Here is a 17,293-nt window from a genome sequence, read left to right as displayed (position 1 = left end):
TTTGCTGATGATCGGCCGCCCCTAAGCTTACAAACAAAATACGCCTTTAAGTTTAACTTAAAGGCGTATAAAATATTAAAAATGAATTTTACGATTTTATCGCTTAAAACGAATACGTTAATCCTCCGAAAATATTAAATCCGTTTACCTGATAGTACAAATACCTGCTGTAGTTTGTATTTAAGATATTGTTTGCTTTAGCAAAAACAGAGAATTTTTTGTTGATGCGGTAATCAGCACCAAGGCCTAAATCTACATAACCTTTAACCGTTTCAATAAGTTCTATATTGGTATTGGGAATTATGTATTGTGAAGCGGGAACAGGAGCGCCGGTATATACTTTAGCTTTAATATCATCCTGAATTACAACACCAGCGTTAAAGCTTAGTTTTTTATTATAGGTATAAACAAAGTTCGAACTTACTTTTAAACCTGGTTTAAACCAAGAGTAGGTTTCTGAGGCAGGTTTCCAATCGTCGATATTTAATTTACCTGTCCATTTTAAGGCATCACTTACCTGAACAGAAATTTCACCTTCTAAGCCTGTTAATTTGGTTTTACCGAAATCGTATATCACATCAAATTTGTTAAAGTCAGTAAAGTTGTTCACGAACAAAGGCATATCATCAAACTGTTTTACATATACGCGCGCCTTGTAACCAAAACCCGGTCCGCCGGTTCCTTTAATACCAGCGCTGAAACTTAACTTTTCAACCGTATTTTTAACCACAATATTGCTGTTTAACCAAGGGTTTTCATCGGTAAAGCCTTTTAGCGAGTTTCTGTTTACATCACCTTTAACTTCTCCGAAAACCTGTAAATAATCTGGAATTAAAGTGAAATCGGCGGTAATGGCAGGGAATATTTTAGAGCTGCTAAAAGCACCAAATTCCTGTACAAAATTAATCCCCGCTGTAATTTTAGCACCTTTAACCTGTAAACGGATATACGGATTTAAACGCAACAGGTTATTGCCAACGCTGGTTAAAGCATCTTTGCTATTACCGAATTCGGTTGATGCGGCCAAACCTAAGTTTAACGAATTAATACGTTTGTTTACATAACCGTTTAAGCTCAGGTAGTTTTCTTTTGCGCTGAATTTATCATTCCAGATATAACCATTGGCTTTTAAAGCATAACTAAAAGCATCTTCATCTTCTGTAAAGTTTTTTACCAGCTCGCCTTCCAGTTCAATGGTGGTTAAGGCCTGTTTATCAGGGTTAGGGTTAAGCGTAGGCCTGGTATCATCTATACCATAAAAATAGGTGCCGTTACGTTCAAAATTAATGCGGCCACTAACTGTGTTTTGATCTAAGATACTGCGGCCAAAAACACTTAATTGTTGGTTACTGCTATTCTGCTTGTTCAGCTTTCCTTCCTGACTAAAATGTTTAAAGTATCCACCAACCTGTAAACCTTCATCTTTACCGGTGTTAAAATAAGCTTCGCCCAAAAGGGTAGCCAGCGATCCGAATGCACCTTTTACATAATTGTTAACCAATATGCTTTCTTTTTCTTCGGCCAAAGCTTGTGCCTGTAACTTTTGGATATCGCTGTTTAACTCCAGCTTTCTATCTAATATGCTATAGTTTAATTTTGCTTTATAAGTTTTAACATCATCTAAATTTGGGCTTCGTCTCAGCTTTACAGCCTCGGCCAAAATTGGTTTATATGGACGAACTACTTCAATTTCTTCATTTACTACTGCTTTTTCATCGGCCTTTTTATCCTGCGCCTGCGCAGTCATTAATCCAGCAGCTAAAATAAACAGTGAACTATATATATATTTAATCGATTTCATAATGCTACTTCTTCTGGTTTAGTTTTTCTAGTTTTTCTTTGGCTGTAGGGATAATATCATCCTTGCCTTCGTAGTTATCAATTATACTGAGAAGAGTGCTTTTTGCCTGTAAATTATCTTTCAGGGCCACATAGTTGTCAGATAAAAGGATAAACGCCTTTGCTACCCAGTAATCGTAAGCAGCCATGTTGTTAACCAGATCGAAACAGGTTTTAGATGAAGTTTTGAAATCACCTTTGTTGTATTCCAATAAAGCTAAATTATATTTTGCTTCTGCGGCAGCAACTGTTTTTGTTTTGGCCACTACATTTTTAAACTCCTTAATTGCTGTGGTGGTATCGCCTTTTAACAAGTAAGCCTTACCAGAGAATAAGCTCGAACTGTTTTTTTCTTCCTCAGAAGCTTTTTCCGATTCTTTGGTCAACTGTGCATATTTGAGCATGTCATCAGGCATGTTTAAAGCGGTGTAAGCCTTTAACAAATTGTTGATGGCAAAACTATAGTGCGACTTGTAATCGGTAGTAGTTTCTAATCTTTTCAGGTACACAATGGCCTCGTTGTATTTCTTCTGATTTAAGAACAATGTTGATATACTCACCAAAGAGCGTTCTGTGTAATCGCTTGTCCAGTCGTTTAAGATAAATTCGTAATCAGGAATGGCTTCATCTGGACGGCCTAATTTCACCAGCGATTCTGCCCTGATAAATTTAGCTTCTTTTTCATGGTTCGCTTTAGGGAATTTATCAAAATAAGCATTTACCGCCTGGAACGCACCATTGGCATCGCCTTTTAAATAGGTGTTATTGGCTGCGGCAAAAACGATATTGTCTTGCTCCGAGCCCGAATAATTTCCAAGTGGGGTAGTTGCTGCGTAAGCGATAAAACCATTTGCATCGCCGCGATCTACATAAATGTTTTTGATCGATTCCATTGCCTGTTTGGCTTCATCGGCAGTAGGGTAATCGCGGATTACTTTTTTAAACGATTCTAAAGCGGCATCGTCCTGATCCTGATTGTATTGAACCAAACCGATGGTTACCAGCGCTTTTGCCACATAACTGCTGCGTGGATATTTAGCTACCAGGGCTACAAGGTCTGATTTAGATTTATCAAAATCGCCCTTGTTGAAATACGTATAAGCGGTTTCGAAACCAGCATCATCAGCGTAATTAGAATTTGGAAAAGTATTCAACAGGCTCTGCATGGTAGCAATTTTCGCATCATACTGCGTTTCCAATCCCTGGATCATTCCTTTCTGGAAAGTGGCGTAATCTTCTGAAGTGGTTTTGCGGCTGATGATCTTGTTGTAATTTGCCATTGCATCACCATAGTTTTTGTTTACGAAATAAGAATCGGCTAAACGGATGGTGGCATCATCAATCGTTTTTTGGTCTTTATCATTGCCCGCCAGGAATTTTTCGAAATAAGTAGCTGCTTTGCTGTATTTCTCATCTTCGAAAGCTGCATAGGCCAAAGCGTAGTTCGCAAAATTGTAAACACCGGTTTTGTCGGCATCAGGCATTTTCAAAAATTTCTCAAAGGTAGAAACTGCTTCTCCAAACTTGCGCAGTTCGTACATCGATTCAGCTTTCCAGTAGGTATTCAATGCATTAATCTCGTTGTCTTCAGGAAACTTTTCAGAACGTAAAAACATCGATAATGCATTTGGGAATGCTCTTTCATTATAAAATTCTAACCCACGGAAATAGGTTACTTTTTGGTAAGCTTCTTTAGCTTCAAGGTTTTTATCTGGAATAGGTTCTAAAATATCTACAGCCGCCTGATAGTTTTTGGTGGTTAATAAAACTTCGCCCAATAAAGTTTTGGCTTCGTTTATTTTACGCGATTTCGGGAAAGTTTTTAAAAAACCCTGAGTGGTCTCTAGCGCCTGCTGATGGAATTCTAGTTCGTAACTTAATTTGGCATAATTTAACCATGCTTCTTCCTGTATACCCTTGTCAAAACTTAAACGCGATGCCCTGAAAAAAGCACTCTGCGCTTTTGGTTTATCGCCCAATTGAATAAAGGCTTTACCCAAAGTATGCATACCATTTTGAAGGTAAACATCATCGGTATTTAGTTTTTCTAAAACAGCAACAGACTCTTTATATTTCTTATTCTGGAACAAAGAGTAGCCGTATTGGTAAATGAACAGGTTGTTTTTGGTTTCGCTTTTATCTTTTGCATAATATTCGGCGAAATACTTTTCAGCATTTTTGAATTCAGATTTTGCAAAGTACGATGCTGCGACCAAACTCAACATTTCTGGCTCGAACTGTTGTTTGGTTTTTTGAATGGCTGCTAAAGCATAGCTGATTACATCATCATAACGCTCGTCAAGGTAATACATCGAAGTGATGTAGTATGGATAACTCGCCTCATAAGTAGGAGAGCCCTTTAACTTTTCGAAGTTGGCCAATGCTGTTTTATACTCTTTGTTTAGGTAATTGATGTAAGCAAAGTAGTAGGTGGCGCTTTCCTGAAAATCGCCTTCTTCTTTTTTAACTTTTTCGAATAAAGGTTCTGCTTTGTCGTAGTCTTTAAGTTCGAAATAAGCGTAACCTTGTTTAAACTGGTATTCGTTTCTTTGTTTGCCCGAAAGCGTAGAAGGATCTGTTTTTTCGAACCATTCTAAAGCTTTTTTATAGTTTTTTTGGTTGAAATAAGTTTTTCCAACGTAGAAATAAGCCAGTTTGGTGTTCGGGTTTAACGGATAATCGCGGATAAATGCCTGAAACAAACTTTCGGCATCACTATTGGTTAACTCTAGTGCACAAACAGCAGCGTAAAATTTTGCATTCTCTTTCAGTAAAGATAATTCAGCGTTGCTTTCCGCTTGGGTAGAAGGTTTATAACGTTGCAGCTCAACAAGTTTAAACTGTTGTGCAGCTGCAGTGTATTTTTCTTTGTCTAATAATTCTAAGCCCGTTTGATAGTTTTTGTTGAGGTTTTGCACAGCGCTAACCTGAGCGTAGGTGCTAAAACTTCCTGCTAAAAGTAGCGGAATTAGTAAGTATTTTTTCTGCATTGGTTTCAAATATGGTTGGTACTAAATTAGAAATAGTATCAAAGCTTATCAACAGAAGTAATTAACATCTGTTAATAACACAAATTAACGATAGGATTTTTGGTTTGGTATTAAGGGGTGAACGAATGTGGAAAAATGATAGGGCTCATTGTTCATTGGTACCGCCGCATCTGGTTGAGGTTCACTGGTTCATTCGTCAATAGTTCATTGGTACCGCCGCATCCGTCATTGCGAGGCGGCTTTTCAGCCAACAAAGCAATCTATTAGAAGGGTTAACTGGTCAATCATATAAATTGGTAAATTGCCATAGTCTATTAGCAATGGACTATTTACTAACGCATTTCTAAAAGACGTTGGACTTAGTACTTTCGGCAAGATGCTAGATTATGGACTCTGCACTAATAAACCAATGAACGATTGAACTAACCTATCCCTGGCTTGCCAACAAATACAGCACAGCCATTCTTATTGCTACTCCGTTTTCTACCTGCTCTAAAATGATCGATTGTTTGCTGTCGGCCACATCGCTGGTAATCTCAACGCCTCTGTTTATTGGGCCAGGATGCATGACAATGATTTCTTTATCAAGGTTATCTAAGATCTGTTTGTTTAAGCCATACATCATGGCATATTCCCTTAATGATGGGAAATATTTAATGTCCTGGCGCTCCAATTGAATACGGAGCATGTTTGCTACATCACACCAGTTCAGGGCTTTAATTAAATTATGTTCAACTTTTACTCCAAGTTGGTGGATGTGTTTTGGGATTAAAGTTGTTGGTCCGCAAACCATTACCTCGGCGCCTAAGCGCTGCAGGCAAAGGATGTTCGAGATCGCTACACGAGAGTGTAAGATATCGCCCACAATTACCACTTTTTTACCAGCTACATCACCCAATTTCTGGCGGATAGAGAAAGCATCAAGTAAGGCTTGTGTTGGATGTTCGTGCGCACCGTCTCCGGCATTTACAATCTGCGCTTTAACGTGTTTGCTTAAAAACTGACCAGCACCCGCATAGGGGTGGCGCATCACCACCATATCCACTTTCATTGATAAGATATTGTTTACCGTATCGATCAGGGTTTCACCTTTGCTCACCGATGAAGAGGAAGCGGCGAAATTGACCACATCGGCCGAAAGCCTTTTTTCAGCAAGTTCGAATGAAAGTTTGGTACGGGTAGAGTTTTCGAAAAAGATATTGGCAATGGTAATATCACGGAGTGAAGGAACCTTTTTTATTGGTCTGTTAATCACTTCCTTGAAATTATCTGCAGTTTCGAAAATCAATTCGATATCATTCCGGTTAATATCTTTAATGCCTAAAAGATGTCGGGTTGATAGTTTTTCTGCTGCCATTTTTATTTAGTATTTTCGGATATTAAAATCACTTTATCTTCACTTCCTTCGCTCGCCCAGGTTACTTTTACCTGTTGCGAGTTTAAGCTATCTACCTGATGCCCAATGTAATCGGGCTCGATAGGTAAATGCCTGCTAAACCTACGGTCTATTAAAACCAAAAGTTCAACTTTCTCTGGGCGGCCATAGGCAAGTAGAGCGTCAAGCGCTGCTCTAATGGTTCTACCGGTCCAAAGTACATCATCAATTAAGATTACTTTTTTGCCTTCGATAATAAAATCGATCGAGTTACTGCTTGCGGTAACCAGTCCGTCTTTACGACGGAAATCATCTCTAAAGAAAGTAATATCAAGGTTGCCCTTTAAAATTTTCTTGTTTTTTAGAATCTGTTGAAGGTCCTGATGAATGCGATCTGCCAAAAAAATACCCCTTGGCTGGATACCAATTAAAACGGTATTTGCGAAATCGTCGTGGTTTTCAATTAATTGATGGCAGAGCCTCTTAATTGTAATCTGAATTTTTTGTCCGTCAAGAAGTGTTTTCTTTTGCATTGAAGAAGGATTGGGCAAATATATAAAAATGTTTTAAGGTAAGAAAGTTGAAGATCGATTGTTTTATTTTTTGATAGTTAAATTGTTCTGTTACAACATTTAAAAATCGGTTTTTCTTTTTGCAATGTTTTTTGGAAAGCAATAGCTGTTTTTCATCTTAATGGTGGTCCGACTGTACACTGTAGTCCCGATTTTCAAACGTGAGCTGCCGTTTCCATCCGGTTTAAATGGCCAATTTTTACAGCTATTAAAGGTTTAAAACACCCCGTTTCAGCTATTCTGGTCCAGTTCGATCAATGCTAAAAGTTTATCGTTAATTAATTTGGTTATACTGTTTTTTCCATCGCCGATTAACTTTTCATCTACCTGGTTAACGGGAAAGGCGTTTTTGGTAGAGCTGCTGATAAAGGCTTCTTTGGCATTATATAATTCATCCAATGTAAAATCTCTTTCCGCAAAAGTATAGTTAGGAATGTTTAAACCTAAAATCTTCTTTCTTGTAATCCCATTTAAAATTTCATTTTTTGCGGTGATAATTTCATTATCGGTGATAATGAAAAAATTGGCCCTTGGGCATTCCCTTACCTTGCCGTTATTGTGGTATAATAAATCATCAGCATTGCTTTCCCTAACAAATTTCTGCAGGCGGATAGCTTGTAAATAATCGATGGTTTTTACGTGCGGAATCTGCCGCTGGTGATTATAACTCACCAGGTTAAGTCCTTTTTCTGCCAAAGCTTCGCTAATGTTTAAAGGCGTTTGGATGATAATCAGATTGGGTTTTACCATGGTGTAGCCATCGTCAGAAAATCCGCCGGTTAAAATAATTTTGATACCCGAATTTGGTATATTGTTTTTTGTGATCAGTTTTAAAATGGCCTCGTAAAGCTGTGTTCGATCGAGATTTACTTCCAGATTCATTTCTTTCGCCGAGTGATAAAAGCGGTCGAAATAATCCTGTATAAAAATAGGTTTGTTGTTTAACGTTTTCAGGAAATCGAAAATTCCATATCCCCGCTGGATGGAGAGGTCGGATACTGAAATATTGGCACCTTCTTTTAAAACCAGCTCATTATTGATCGAAATATACATACACTTTAGGTTTTGATCGCGAAAGCTAATGTACATGATTATCTGTTTTATAGCCAATTAACAGATTAATAAATAAGTAATAATACATAAAACTGATTTTTATTGAGGCTTTAATGGCTAACTTTATTTCATGGCCTTACCGGTAATCTTTTTTGATGGTGTTTGTAATCTATGCAACGCATCGGTTCAGTTTGTTATCGAACATGATAAAAAAAATCAATTTAAATTCACCGCGCTACAGGGAGATTATGCCAAAGATATGCTGCCTAAATTTAATGCCGATCCTCAAAAGTTAAATACCATTTTGTTACTACAAGAGGGAAGGCTTTACACTAAATCTTCAGCGGCATTGCGTGTGGCTAAACAACTCAGCGGATTAATTCCGTTGTTTTATGTTTTTCTGATCGTTCCTAAATTTATACGCGATTGGGTTTACGATATTATTGCTAAAAACCGTTACAGATGGTGGGGCAGGCAGGAGAGTTGCTGGGTACCAACACCCGAATTGAAAAATAAGTTTATAACTTAATTTTGTTGACCATTTTTCTTTCTACCCGGCGACCAAAGCCATAGCGAAAGGATCACTAAAGGAATACTGATACTTAAGGCGATTACAATCATGATGGCTTTTTGTTTAACCATATCTGGCTCAGTAGAAGTAAAGATGTATACCGTTTCTTTAATGGCAAATAAGGTGATGATGGTAGAAAGGACGGCAAATAGTTTACGCATGGTTTAATTTTTAATGCAAAGATTGCATTAATTTTCAAAATAGAACAATCTGTATAGGCTGTAATTAAAAAAGTCAGTCGGATTTCTCCAAACTGACATGGCCGTTTTATCTAACTGACTACCTATTTTTATTGCTTTGGTTCGCTCAATTACCTATGTAATAATTTTTCGTAAATATCTTCCTGGCTCAATTAACGAGATGGTCAGATAAATACCTTTTGGAGTAGGTTATTCCCATTAAATCATAGCGTTTAAACTGTGTTTTTAGCCTTTTTTGAAAATCTGGATAATTCCGTTTTTCTTTCGGGCTCCACAAAATTTCGCTCAAGGCATCTATTCTTGGAAAAAGCAGGTATTGTACTTTTGCCGGATTGGTAATGTACTCACTCCATAAACAGCCCTGTGCGCCCCAAATGTATTTAGCCTGCTCAGCACTTAATTCAGCCGGTACGGGTTCATAATTGTAAACATCAATTAAGGGCGAAAACTTATTTGCAACCAAGCTATCTTCTTTTACAAACTGACCATGATTGAAATACATCTTATCTTCAGGTGTCATAATGGCTTTGTGGTTTTGTTTTGCCGCATCTATACCACCTTTTTCGCCTTGCCAGCTCATTACAACTGCATTAGGGGCTAAACCGCCCTGTAAAATTTCGTTCCAGCCGATAATGGTTTTACCTTTGCTGTTTACAAATTTTTCCATTCTGCGGATGAAATAACTCTGTAGCTCACTTTCATTTTTCAGACCATTGGCCTTCATAATCTCTTGCGAAACAGCAGATCGTTTCCACCATACTTTCGAGGCTTCATCGCCACCAATGTGGATGTATTGCGAGGGAAACAAAGCCATTACCTCAGTTAATATATTTTCCAGAAATTTAAAAGTCGTATCAGAAGCCTGAAGTACATTGTTGTATTTATTCATCATTCCCCATGTTTGGGCAACTTCGTATTTTTTGCCGGGTTCCGTGCCTAATTTTGGGTATGCAGCCAATAAGGCCATGCTATGGGCAGGCATTTCAATTTCAGGAATAATGGTAATGTAACGTTTAGCAGCATAATCAACCACATCTTTAATCTGTTCTTGCGTGTAATAACCACCGTGACGAATACCATCAGTTTTAATGACAGCATCTTTTGGCGTGATTTTTACTTCTGCCGGCAATATCTGATATTTTATGTGCTCGTTTCCTTGTCCGGGCCATAAGCCAATAATGCTACCATTTCGCCATGCTCCGATTTCAGTAAGCTTGGGATATTTTTTGATCTCTATTCTCCAGCCATGGTCATCAGTTAAATGCCAATGAAAATAATTCATTTTATGAAGCGCTAGATAATCGATGTACTGTTTTATAAAGGCTACGTCAAAAAAATGGCGACTTACATCCAGATGCATGCCTCGATAATCGAAGCGGGGATAATCTATAATATCTACTGAAGGAATACTGATTTCTTTATCAGCATTTGTTGGTAATAACTGTATAATGGTTTGAACTGCATAAAACAAACCCTGTGGTGAAGAAGCACCTGTATTAATTGTGGAAGACAATACAGATACAAAGTATTTATCGGGGTTTTTATACAATTGATCTGAAATAACGAGATTAATGGCATTTCCCTTAGTTTCCACTAGATTATTGCTTATCTCTAAGTTAAGATTATAATGATTGGCAATATAATTTTTAAGAAAAATAGCAGCGTTCACCGCTGTAGAATCCAATATTCTGATCGTGGTACTATTGTTAAGTTTGAATTTATCTGACGGAAAAGCTCCGGGCCTTAGTTCTACGGGTTGGGGAATTATATTTACTTCCTGTGCAGAAAGTTTAAACGAAATAATTGATAAAAACAAAAAGATAAATTTCTTCATTATAAGGGATTTTCCTTTTCAAAAGTAATAATTATAGACGGTTGAAAGGAAAAGGTTTGGCAGGACGAATTACTTTGTTACATAAACCCGATAGGATGAATGCCGTTTTTCACGGCAGAAAGTATAGCGGGGCTGTGGTTACCGATAGGCTGTTGCTTTCGTTTTCAAATTATTATTTACCGTATAAGGCATTTAAGAAAATATAAGCTCCTGTCTTGTTCTTAATTGCATTAATGAGATTGCTTCGTCGGCTGAAAAAGCCTTCTCGCAATGACGACAATCTCAGAATATTTATCTCCTTGAAATTCTCATGTCATTTATACTGATTTTTATACAATAAATTATCTCTCGGCGTAAGATTCAATAGATAAATCGTCATCTCGATCCGATAGCTATCGGATGAAGTGCAATCCCTACGTTGAGTCGGGAGAGAAAGCTATCCCTAGTTAGATTTCTCGACTTCGTTGCACTCCGCTCGAAATGACGGTAAATTGGTGTAAAAAAAATCCCGATAACTTTCGCTATCGGGATTAATATGATCAGTTAAAAAGAACTAGCCTTTTTTAGCTTTGCTTTCTTCGCCTTCTAATTGCGATTTCAATTGAGCCAATACGTCTAAGTCTCCTAAAGTAGATTTCTCTACAGAATCTTTAACTTTTTTCACAGCTGTAATAGATGCTTTTGCTTCTTTTTTCTTAGTAGCACGTTCTTCTGCTAAAACTTCAGCTTTAACTTCTTCCCAAATACGAGCGTGAGATACAACGATGCGTTTAGCTTCTTTGTTGAATTCAATGATTTTGAAGTCATTGGTTTCTTCAGCTTTAACTGAAGTACCATCTTCTTTAACCATGTGTTTAGTTGGTACGAAACCTTCTACACCATATGGTAAAGCAATAACAGCACCTTTATCAGTTACTTTAACAACAGTACCTTGGTGAACCGAATCTAAAGTGAAGATCGTTTCGAAAGTATCCCAAGGGTTTTCTTCCAATTGTTTGTGACCTAAGCTTAATTTACGGTTATCAACGTCTAATTCTAAAACAACAACGTCTAATACATCACCAACTTTAGTGAATTCGTTAGGGTGGTTTACTTTTTTAGACCATGATAAATCAGAGATGTGGATTAAACCATCGATACCTTCTTCAATTTCAACAAACACACCGAAGTTAGTCATGTTTTTAACTGTAGCTGTATGCTTGCTTCCAACTGGGAATTTAGCAGCAACTTCTTGCCATGGATCGTTAGATAATTGTTTAATACCTAAGCTCATTTTGCGTTCGTCTCTGTCTAAAGTTAAAACTTCAGCCTCGATCTCATCACCAACTTTTAAGAATTCTTGTGGATTTCTTAAGTTTTGCGACCAGCTCATTTCAGAAACGTGGATTAAACCTTCAACACCTGGGATGATTTCTAAGAAAGCACCATAATCTGCAACAGTTACGATTTTTCCTTTTACTTTAGAACCAACTTGGATGTCGGTGCTTAAGTTCTCCCAAGGATGTGGAGTTAATTGTTTTAAGCCTAAAGCGATACGTTTTTTCTCATCATCGAAATCTAAAACAACAACGTTGATTTTTTCATCTAATGATAATACTTCTTTTGGATGCTCTATGCGGCCCCAAGAAATATCAGTAATGTGAAGTAAACCATCAACACCACCTAAATCGATGAACACACCGAAATCAGTAATGTTTTTAACAGTACCTTCCAATACCTGACCTTTTTCTAATTTAGAAACGATCTCTACTTTTTGGCTTTCTAAATCATCTTCAATTAACACTTTATGAGAAACGACTACGTTTTTAAACTCATGGTTAATTTTAACAACTTTAAATTCCATTGTTTTACCCACGTATACATCGTAATCGCGGATAGGTTTAATATCAATTTGAGATCCTGGTAAGAAAGCTTCAACGCCCATGATATCAACAATTAAACCACCTTTAGTACGGCTCTTAACGAAACCGTTGATGATTCTATCATTTTCAAGAGCCTCGTTAATTGCTTCCCATGATCTTTGGGTTTTTGCTCTTTTGCGAGAAAGGATCAATTGACCGTTAGCATCTTCTGGTGCTTCAACGAAAACGTCAACTGAATCGCCGATTTTAAGATCTGGTGTATCACGGAATTCTGAAGTAGAAACTAAACCGTCTGATTTGAAACCTACGTTTAATACTACATCTTTGTTGTTAATTGAAACAACGATACCGCTGATAATTTCACCTTTAGTGATCTGATTGAATGTTCCAGCATACATATCCTCAAACTTTTTACGGTCTGCATCATTGTAATTACCGAAAACTTTTTCATCTGCATCCCAATCGAAATCTTCCGATGGTGTAGCCAATGATGATTTGATCGATTCGATCGAAACTGAATCAGCTTCTGATTCAATCGTTTCTTTTTCAGTCAGGCGTCCGCCTTCTCCCTGAAGTTCAGCTGTTTTAGCCGCTAATTCTTTTTCTGCTACTTGTTTTTTAGCCATTAATTAATTATCTCCTTTTTCCCCTATTTAGGGACTGCAAAGGTAAAAATATTTTAATTAATAGAAAAGATTTTTTTAATAAATCTTGCTGATTTTTAGCTCTTTATAATTCCCCTCCCCTGGAGGGGTGCCTGAAAGGTGGGGTGGTTATTTCAGTTTACCACATGTTTTTCCAAAATGTAGCTGTTTTATTTAGAGTTTAATCGCTTAGTTATGCTAATTATTTGAAAATGAGCGCTCCGTATTTCTTCGGGAGCAGCAGCCCTGCTATCGCTTATAGTCCTCACTACGCTGCGGGCTATTCCGCTCCATCAGGTTTAAAAACAACGGCTGTGCACAAATGCCTGCCAAACGTTCCTAAGGAATGAAACACAAATAACATTTGTTATCTAGCAAGCGTCCCGATGGGATGGCATGTAAAGTGACTAAAGTTGCCGGCTCGTCTTCAATTTGCAAATCGCCCAATTAGGCGGCGTGTAGTTATTTGTTAAGACTAAGCGTCCCATAGGGACGATTCATGGGTAGAAAAAAAGTATTTTTTTTTCATCGCGTAGGCACGTTTGATATGATTTTGGAAATTCTATTTTTTCGTAAAAGTCCCTCTTGTAAAACCTTCGCCAATTAATGTTTTATCATCTCTGATTAATAACATAATCGTGTTTTGCTGATCGTAAAGTTTGATCATGTCACCTTCGATAACGTATTTCGAGGTAAAAATAGAATCAGTATAGGCATCGGTAACGGTTACCGAATCTTTCGATTTAAAATTGAAGGTTTTATACTGTATATCTTCGTTGCTTGCAAAAGTACCCGTTACCACTTTTGCCTGTATAAAAGTAATGTAGCAGAAATACCCGGTTACCAGAATCACAATTGCCGAAAAACCGATCAAAAATTTATTGCCGCTGGCATATTTAATCGAAAAGTATAAAATGGTAATCAGTATTAAGGCTACAACCGCAAAAAAGATAATGTTCGTATAATCTTTGTTTTCTTGAGGTACCGAAGCTGCAATGCTTGTTTTTTCGGCTGCTGCTTTTACAGGAGAAATCCTGACCAAAAATTCTTTACTCACCCATCCCTCACCATTGGTAACCTTAATTTTATAAAAGCTTGTATTTGATGAATCGATCACGGCAACATTTTCATCTTTGGGCAGGTATCCCACAATTTTGCTTTTCGGATCAGCTTGTTGCCTTACCCGTAAATCGTCTGCAGTTACCCGATACATGTCGGCGCTTGCTGCCGTTTGAGGGGTAGCGGCCGGCTGTGCAGTATTTGGCTGAGGAGTTGATGGTTTAGCAGCAGGAGCAATTTTTTCGATGAAATCTTTGCTTACCCAGCCTTCGCGGTTTTTAAATTTTACTTTGTAAAACTTGGCATTTTTGGCATCTAAAACCGTAATGTTTTTATTTTGAGCAATATTTCCAATCACCTTACTTTTCGGATCGCTGCTTTCCCTTACACGCAATTTGTCTGCCTTAACGCGATACGTTTCTTGTGCATTCAAACGGTTAGTGAAAATAAAAAGAGCGATGAGGAGGAAGATAATTCTAGTCATAAGTATAGGATTCTGCGAAACAGTTTTAATGGGTAATTGCAAACACGCTTTAAGCAAAGACCGTGCTAAGTGTTTCAAAATTAGAAAATACTTTTAATAGGTGAGGATAAGATTTAAAAAAGCTGCTGTTCGTTTCCTTAAAAATTTTCTTTAAGCAAGGTCAAAGCATCTTATGCAGTGAATAAGCTGAACTACCAACTTCCGCCAGTACCGCCACCACTGCTACTACCACCGCCCCAGCTGCTGCTTGATGATGAAGAAGATGAGCTGCTGCTTGATGAAGAGGAACTTGATGACGAACTCGATTCGACCAACATGGCCAATGTGATCCACTTTATAAATTCTGTTTTTTTACAAAAACTGCATTCATTTATCAGTTTTGCTTGCCCTTCGTGACTATAAGTGGCTTGTTTAACTGTAACACGTTCATTCAGTTTGTATGTCCTAAAAGCGCATTCGGGACATTCTATATAACTGTTGTATTTTTCAGCTGGCCATGCCTTAATAATATGTTCTTTATGGTCTGTGCTTTCCCAGATATCATAATCATAAGCTAAAACAACTTCTTCTTTACGTTGCCCTGCCGTTAAAAAGGGTTCCCCTTCTATATTGATATCGCGATCTACTCTGGTCATCGGGTTGTTTTTACTATCCAAAACTGGCTTGAAACGATCAATGGTTTTAACGCGCTTGATGAGGTGGAGTATAATTGCAATTAAAATTATAGGAGAGAAAAGAACTAACCACCAGTTCTTTTTGTGGAAAGCCACAACGGCATCAAAGAAATTTTTATCATCCTGGTGTACTTTTCTTAATCCCGACAAATAGAAAAGGTAACGAAAGAAAAGCAATATGGCCAGGATAGAAAAAAGAATGTAAGGGATATGCGCTAATTTTATCTTTTCGAACAGTTCAAAAGCACCAGTAAAAACAAAAATAAAAATAGAAACAAACACAATAAAGAAAGCCACTCCACAGCCTTTAGCTATGGTGGCATCATAACTATTTTTGTTCTTGTCAAAGCCTTTTGGATTTAAACCATTTTTGGCTTGCCTGTTCACAATTTTGAACACCCCCCAAAATACCAGTAGGATAATTCCTGTAGGAAGCCAAAAATTTTCGAGTGAACTGTTGCTTTCGTGTTGAGTGAAAAACTGATTGAGTTCTGATTTATTTTCAGGGTTTAAAATAATTACACCAATGGCATTAATGGTATTCGTTATCCCGGTGCTGAAATCATTTTGCCTGAAAGCTGGTAGGAGATTCTGCTCAGCAATATGTTTAAGCTTTACATCTGGCAATACACCTTCAATTCCCGTTCCTGTAATGAACCTGTACTTTCGCCGATCTTTTGAGATAAATAACAATAAGCCATTATTGCTGGTTTTTGAACCAATTCCCCAGGTATTAAAAAGCTCAAATGCAAAATCGAAATCTTCTTTATCATGGTCGAAATCGTTAACAATCACCACTGCTACCTGAACATTGGTTTCATGTTCAAACTGGGCAATGGTATTATTTAAACCCGAAACCGCACTACTTCCCAAAATGCCGTCAGGATCACTTACATAACCTCCTCCATTGTTTTTTGGGTTGGGTATGTCTTTTACTTTGTAAGCAGTTTGCCCAAAAGTAATATTGGCAACTAAAAGAAAAAATAGTAGGGCAATGGGTTTAAACAAATGGGTATTAAGCATTGTATAATTTAGGTGCGAGGTTTTTACATCATGATTTAACAACTAGGTAGCAATATGGTTTACTCTTTTAATATTTTAGCCAATACCTTATCCAGTTTTGCTTTATCTTTCATGTACGCTTCCAAATCGTAAAGTTGCACGGTTTTAAATTCTATCGGATGGCTTTCGCTCTGTAATGAAATATAACCTGATGTTAATGCTTTGCCGTCTATTTTAACTTTCGGGTCGAAATTAGAAACGCTGCCGCCACCAATTTGAGGTTTAGTGTATTCTAAAACGACTTCGCCTGCTATAATATGTTTTACAACCGAATCACCTAAAACTAAAAATTCTGCGGTTACCCATTGGTCGCCTGCATAGGTTTTCGATTTGGAATCTAAGCAGTGTCCGGTATATAGTTTTCCATTATAATCAATTAGTGTTCCAGGTGTGCATACGTTACTGGTGTGGCGTTCATGTTCACCATCTCCCCCGAGAATTTGGGCTTCAATCGAAATCGGGAAATCCTGGTTTTTTAGCATTGTTGCCGGATCCTGGCAATGTAACATGGCACCACTATTTCTGGTTGCCCAGCCTTCACCACCTTTAGCCTGATCGCCAACAAAGCGGTAGGTTACTTTTAAAAGATAGGCTGAAAAAGGTTTTTTGTAGAAAATATGTCCGTATTGTTGGTCAAATTCTTTGTATCCATCATAACTCACTTTCATTACTCCATTTTCTACACGAAAAGTATTGGCATAATTTTCTTTATAGTCGTGTTTGGCGATTTTAATGTTCCAATCTTTTAAATCTTTTCCATTAAAGAGATTGATCCAGCCTTTCTGGGCATTTGCGTTGAGGATGGTAAGCGATAAAAATAATACCGCAAGATAAATTGATTTTAATTTCATAGTAACATTTGGGTTGGATGCTAAAAATATGAAATTTTTTTTGAAGTCAAAGGTCAATAGCCGGATAGTTCATGGTTGATAGTCTGGTAGCCCGTAGCTTGGAACCAGTTAACCGATAGCAATTAACCTTAGAGATACGTCATTTCGACTGGAGCACCGCGGAATGGAGAAATCTATTTAGTCTAAAATCCCTAGTCTTAAGATGATTAACTAAGCTATGTAT

At 37.5% G+C, this 17,293-nt stretch carries 12 protein-coding genes; 1 reads left to right on the top strand and 11 read right to left on the bottom strand.

The window, feature by feature from the left end:
- Window positions 1–103 precede the first annotated feature (103 nt).
- From J7E57_RS22490 to J7E57_RS22470, 5 genes are all read right to left on the bottom strand, one after another.
- A complete protein-coding gene (locus J7E57_RS22490) occupies window positions 104–1,801 on the bottom strand; it encodes a TonB-dependent receptor (RefSeq protein WP_215130702.1) in 1,698 nt (565 codons plus the stop codon).
- A 4-nt stretch (window positions 1,802–1,805) separates the two neighbouring features.
- A complete protein-coding gene (locus J7E57_RS22485; RefSeq protein ID WP_215130704.1) occupies window positions 1,806–4,829 on the bottom strand; it encodes a tetratricopeptide repeat protein in 3,024 nt (1,007 codons plus the stop codon).
- Between the two features lie 427 nt (window positions 4,830–5,256).
- The gene (locus tag J7E57_RS22480) at window positions 5,257–6,186 is read right to left on the bottom strand and encodes an aspartate carbamoyltransferase catalytic subunit (protein WP_057933671.1); all 930 of its coding nucleotides are present in this window, start codon (window positions 6,184–6,186) and stop codon (window positions 5,257–5,259) included.
- A gap of 2 nt (window positions 6,187–6,188) precedes the next feature.
- The gene (gene pyrR, locus J7E57_RS22475) at window positions 6,189–6,737 is read right to left on the bottom strand and encodes a bifunctional pyr operon transcriptional regulator/uracil phosphoribosyltransferase PyrR (RefSeq protein WP_029279357.1); all 549 of its coding nucleotides are present in this window, start codon (window positions 6,735–6,737) and stop codon (window positions 6,189–6,191) included.
- 270 nt (window positions 6,738–7,007) lie between these two features.
- Window positions 7,008–7,865, bottom strand: coding sequence for an aminotransferase class IV (locus J7E57_RS22470; RefSeq protein ID WP_215130706.1), 858 nt, complete (start codon window positions 7,863–7,865; stop codon window positions 7,008–7,010).
- 94 nt (window positions 7,866–7,959) lie between these two features.
- On the opposite strand from J7E57_RS22470, the gene J7E57_RS22465 reads away from it, so the two are divergent.
- The gene (locus tag J7E57_RS22465; RefSeq protein ID WP_215130708.1) at window positions 7,960–8,358 is read left to right on the top strand and encodes a thiol-disulfide oxidoreductase DCC family protein; all 399 of its coding nucleotides are present in this window, start codon (window positions 7,960–7,962) and stop codon (window positions 8,356–8,358) included.
- On the opposite strand, the gene J7E57_RS22460 is transcribed toward J7E57_RS22465, so the two are convergent.
- The 6 genes from J7E57_RS22460 to J7E57_RS22435 all read right to left on the bottom strand — a co-directional run bounded on the left by J7E57_RS22460 (window position 8,355) and on the right by J7E57_RS22435 (window position 17,070).
- A complete protein-coding gene (locus J7E57_RS22460; protein WP_215130710.1) occupies window positions 8,355–8,561 on the bottom strand; it encodes a hypothetical protein in 207 nt (68 codons plus the stop codon). The two genes, J7E57_RS22465 and J7E57_RS22460, sit on opposite strands and share 4 nt — an antisense overlap.
- A gap of 187 nt (window positions 8,562–8,748) precedes the next feature.
- Window positions 8,749–10,434, bottom strand: coding sequence for a beta-N-acetylhexosaminidase (locus J7E57_RS22455; protein ID WP_215130712.1), 1,686 nt, complete (start codon window positions 10,432–10,434; stop codon window positions 8,749–8,751).
- A gap of 553 nt (window positions 10,435–10,987) precedes the next feature.
- Window positions 10,988–12,922, bottom strand: a complete 1,935-nt coding sequence (gene rpsA / locus J7E57_RS22450) for a 30S ribosomal protein S1 (protein ID WP_215130714.1) — start codon at window positions 12,920–12,922, stop codon at window positions 10,988–10,990.
- 580 nt (window positions 12,923–13,502) lie between these two features.
- Window positions 13,503–14,483 (bottom strand): SH3 domain-containing protein, encoded by a 981-nt coding sequence (locus tag J7E57_RS22445; RefSeq protein WP_215130716.1) that lies wholly within the window; start codon window positions 14,481–14,483, stop codon window positions 13,503–13,505.
- A gap of 191 nt (window positions 14,484–14,674) precedes the next feature.
- Window positions 14,675–16,180, bottom strand: a complete 1,506-nt coding sequence (locus J7E57_RS22440) for a TPM domain-containing protein (protein ID WP_215130718.1) — start codon at window positions 16,178–16,180, stop codon at window positions 14,675–14,677.
- 59 nt (window positions 16,181–16,239) lie between these two features.
- Window positions 16,240–17,070 (bottom strand): DUF1080 domain-containing protein, encoded by an 831-nt coding sequence (locus J7E57_RS22435; RefSeq protein ID WP_215130720.1) that lies wholly within the window; start codon window positions 17,068–17,070, stop codon window positions 16,240–16,242.
- Between the last annotated feature and the right edge of the window lie 223 nt (window positions 17,071–17,293).

The organism is Pedobacter sp. ISL-64 (genome assembly GCF_018613605.1).
Taxonomy (GTDB): Bacteria; Bacteroidota; Bacteroidia; order Sphingobacteriales; family Sphingobacteriaceae; genus Pedobacter.
The sequence above is the reverse complement of the archived record's forward strand: the minus strand, read 5'-3'. Positions and strand labels throughout refer to the sequence as shown.

Coding starts and splice junctions, on each gene's coding strand:
- rpsA (WP_215130714.1), bottom strand. CDS start 12,922: ATGGCTAAAAAACAAGTAGCAGAAAAAGAATTAGCGGCTAAAACAGCT.
- J7E57_RS22435 (WP_215130720.1), bottom strand. CDS start 17,070: ATGAAATTAAAATCAATTTATCTTGCGGTATTATTTTTATCGCTTACC.
- J7E57_RS22490 (WP_215130702.1), bottom strand. CDS start 1,801: ATGAAATCGATTAAATATATATATAGTTCACTGTTTATTTTAGCTGCT.
- J7E57_RS22440 (WP_215130718.1), bottom strand. CDS start 16,180: ATGCTTAATACCCATTTGTTTAAACCCATTGCCCTACTATTTTTTCTT.
- J7E57_RS22480 (WP_057933671.1), bottom strand. CDS start 6,186: ATGGCAGCAGAAAAACTATCAACCCGACATCTTTTAGGCATTAAAGAT.
- J7E57_RS22455 (WP_215130712.1), bottom strand. CDS start 10,434: ATGAAGAAATTTATCTTTTTGTTTTTATCAATTATTTCGTTTAAACTT.
- J7E57_RS22460 (WP_215130710.1), bottom strand. CDS start 8,561: ATGCGTAAACTATTTGCCGTCCTTTCTACCATCATCACCTTATTTGCC.
- J7E57_RS22465 (WP_215130708.1), top strand. CDS start 7,960: ATGGCCTTACCGGTAATCTTTTTTGATGGTGTTTGTAATCTATGCAAC.
- J7E57_RS22445 (WP_215130716.1), bottom strand. CDS start 14,483: ATGACTAGAATTATCTTCCTCCTCATCGCTCTTTTTATTTTCACTAAC.
- pyrR (WP_029279357.1), bottom strand. CDS start 6,737: ATGCAAAAGAAAACACTTCTTGACGGACAAAAAATTCAGATTACAATT.
- J7E57_RS22470 (WP_215130706.1), bottom strand. CDS start 7,865: ATGTACATTAGCTTTCGCGATCAAAACCTAAAGTGTATGTATATTTCG.
- J7E57_RS22485 (WP_215130704.1), bottom strand. CDS start 4,829: ATGCAGAAAAAATACTTACTAATTCCGCTACTTTTAGCAGGAAGTTTT.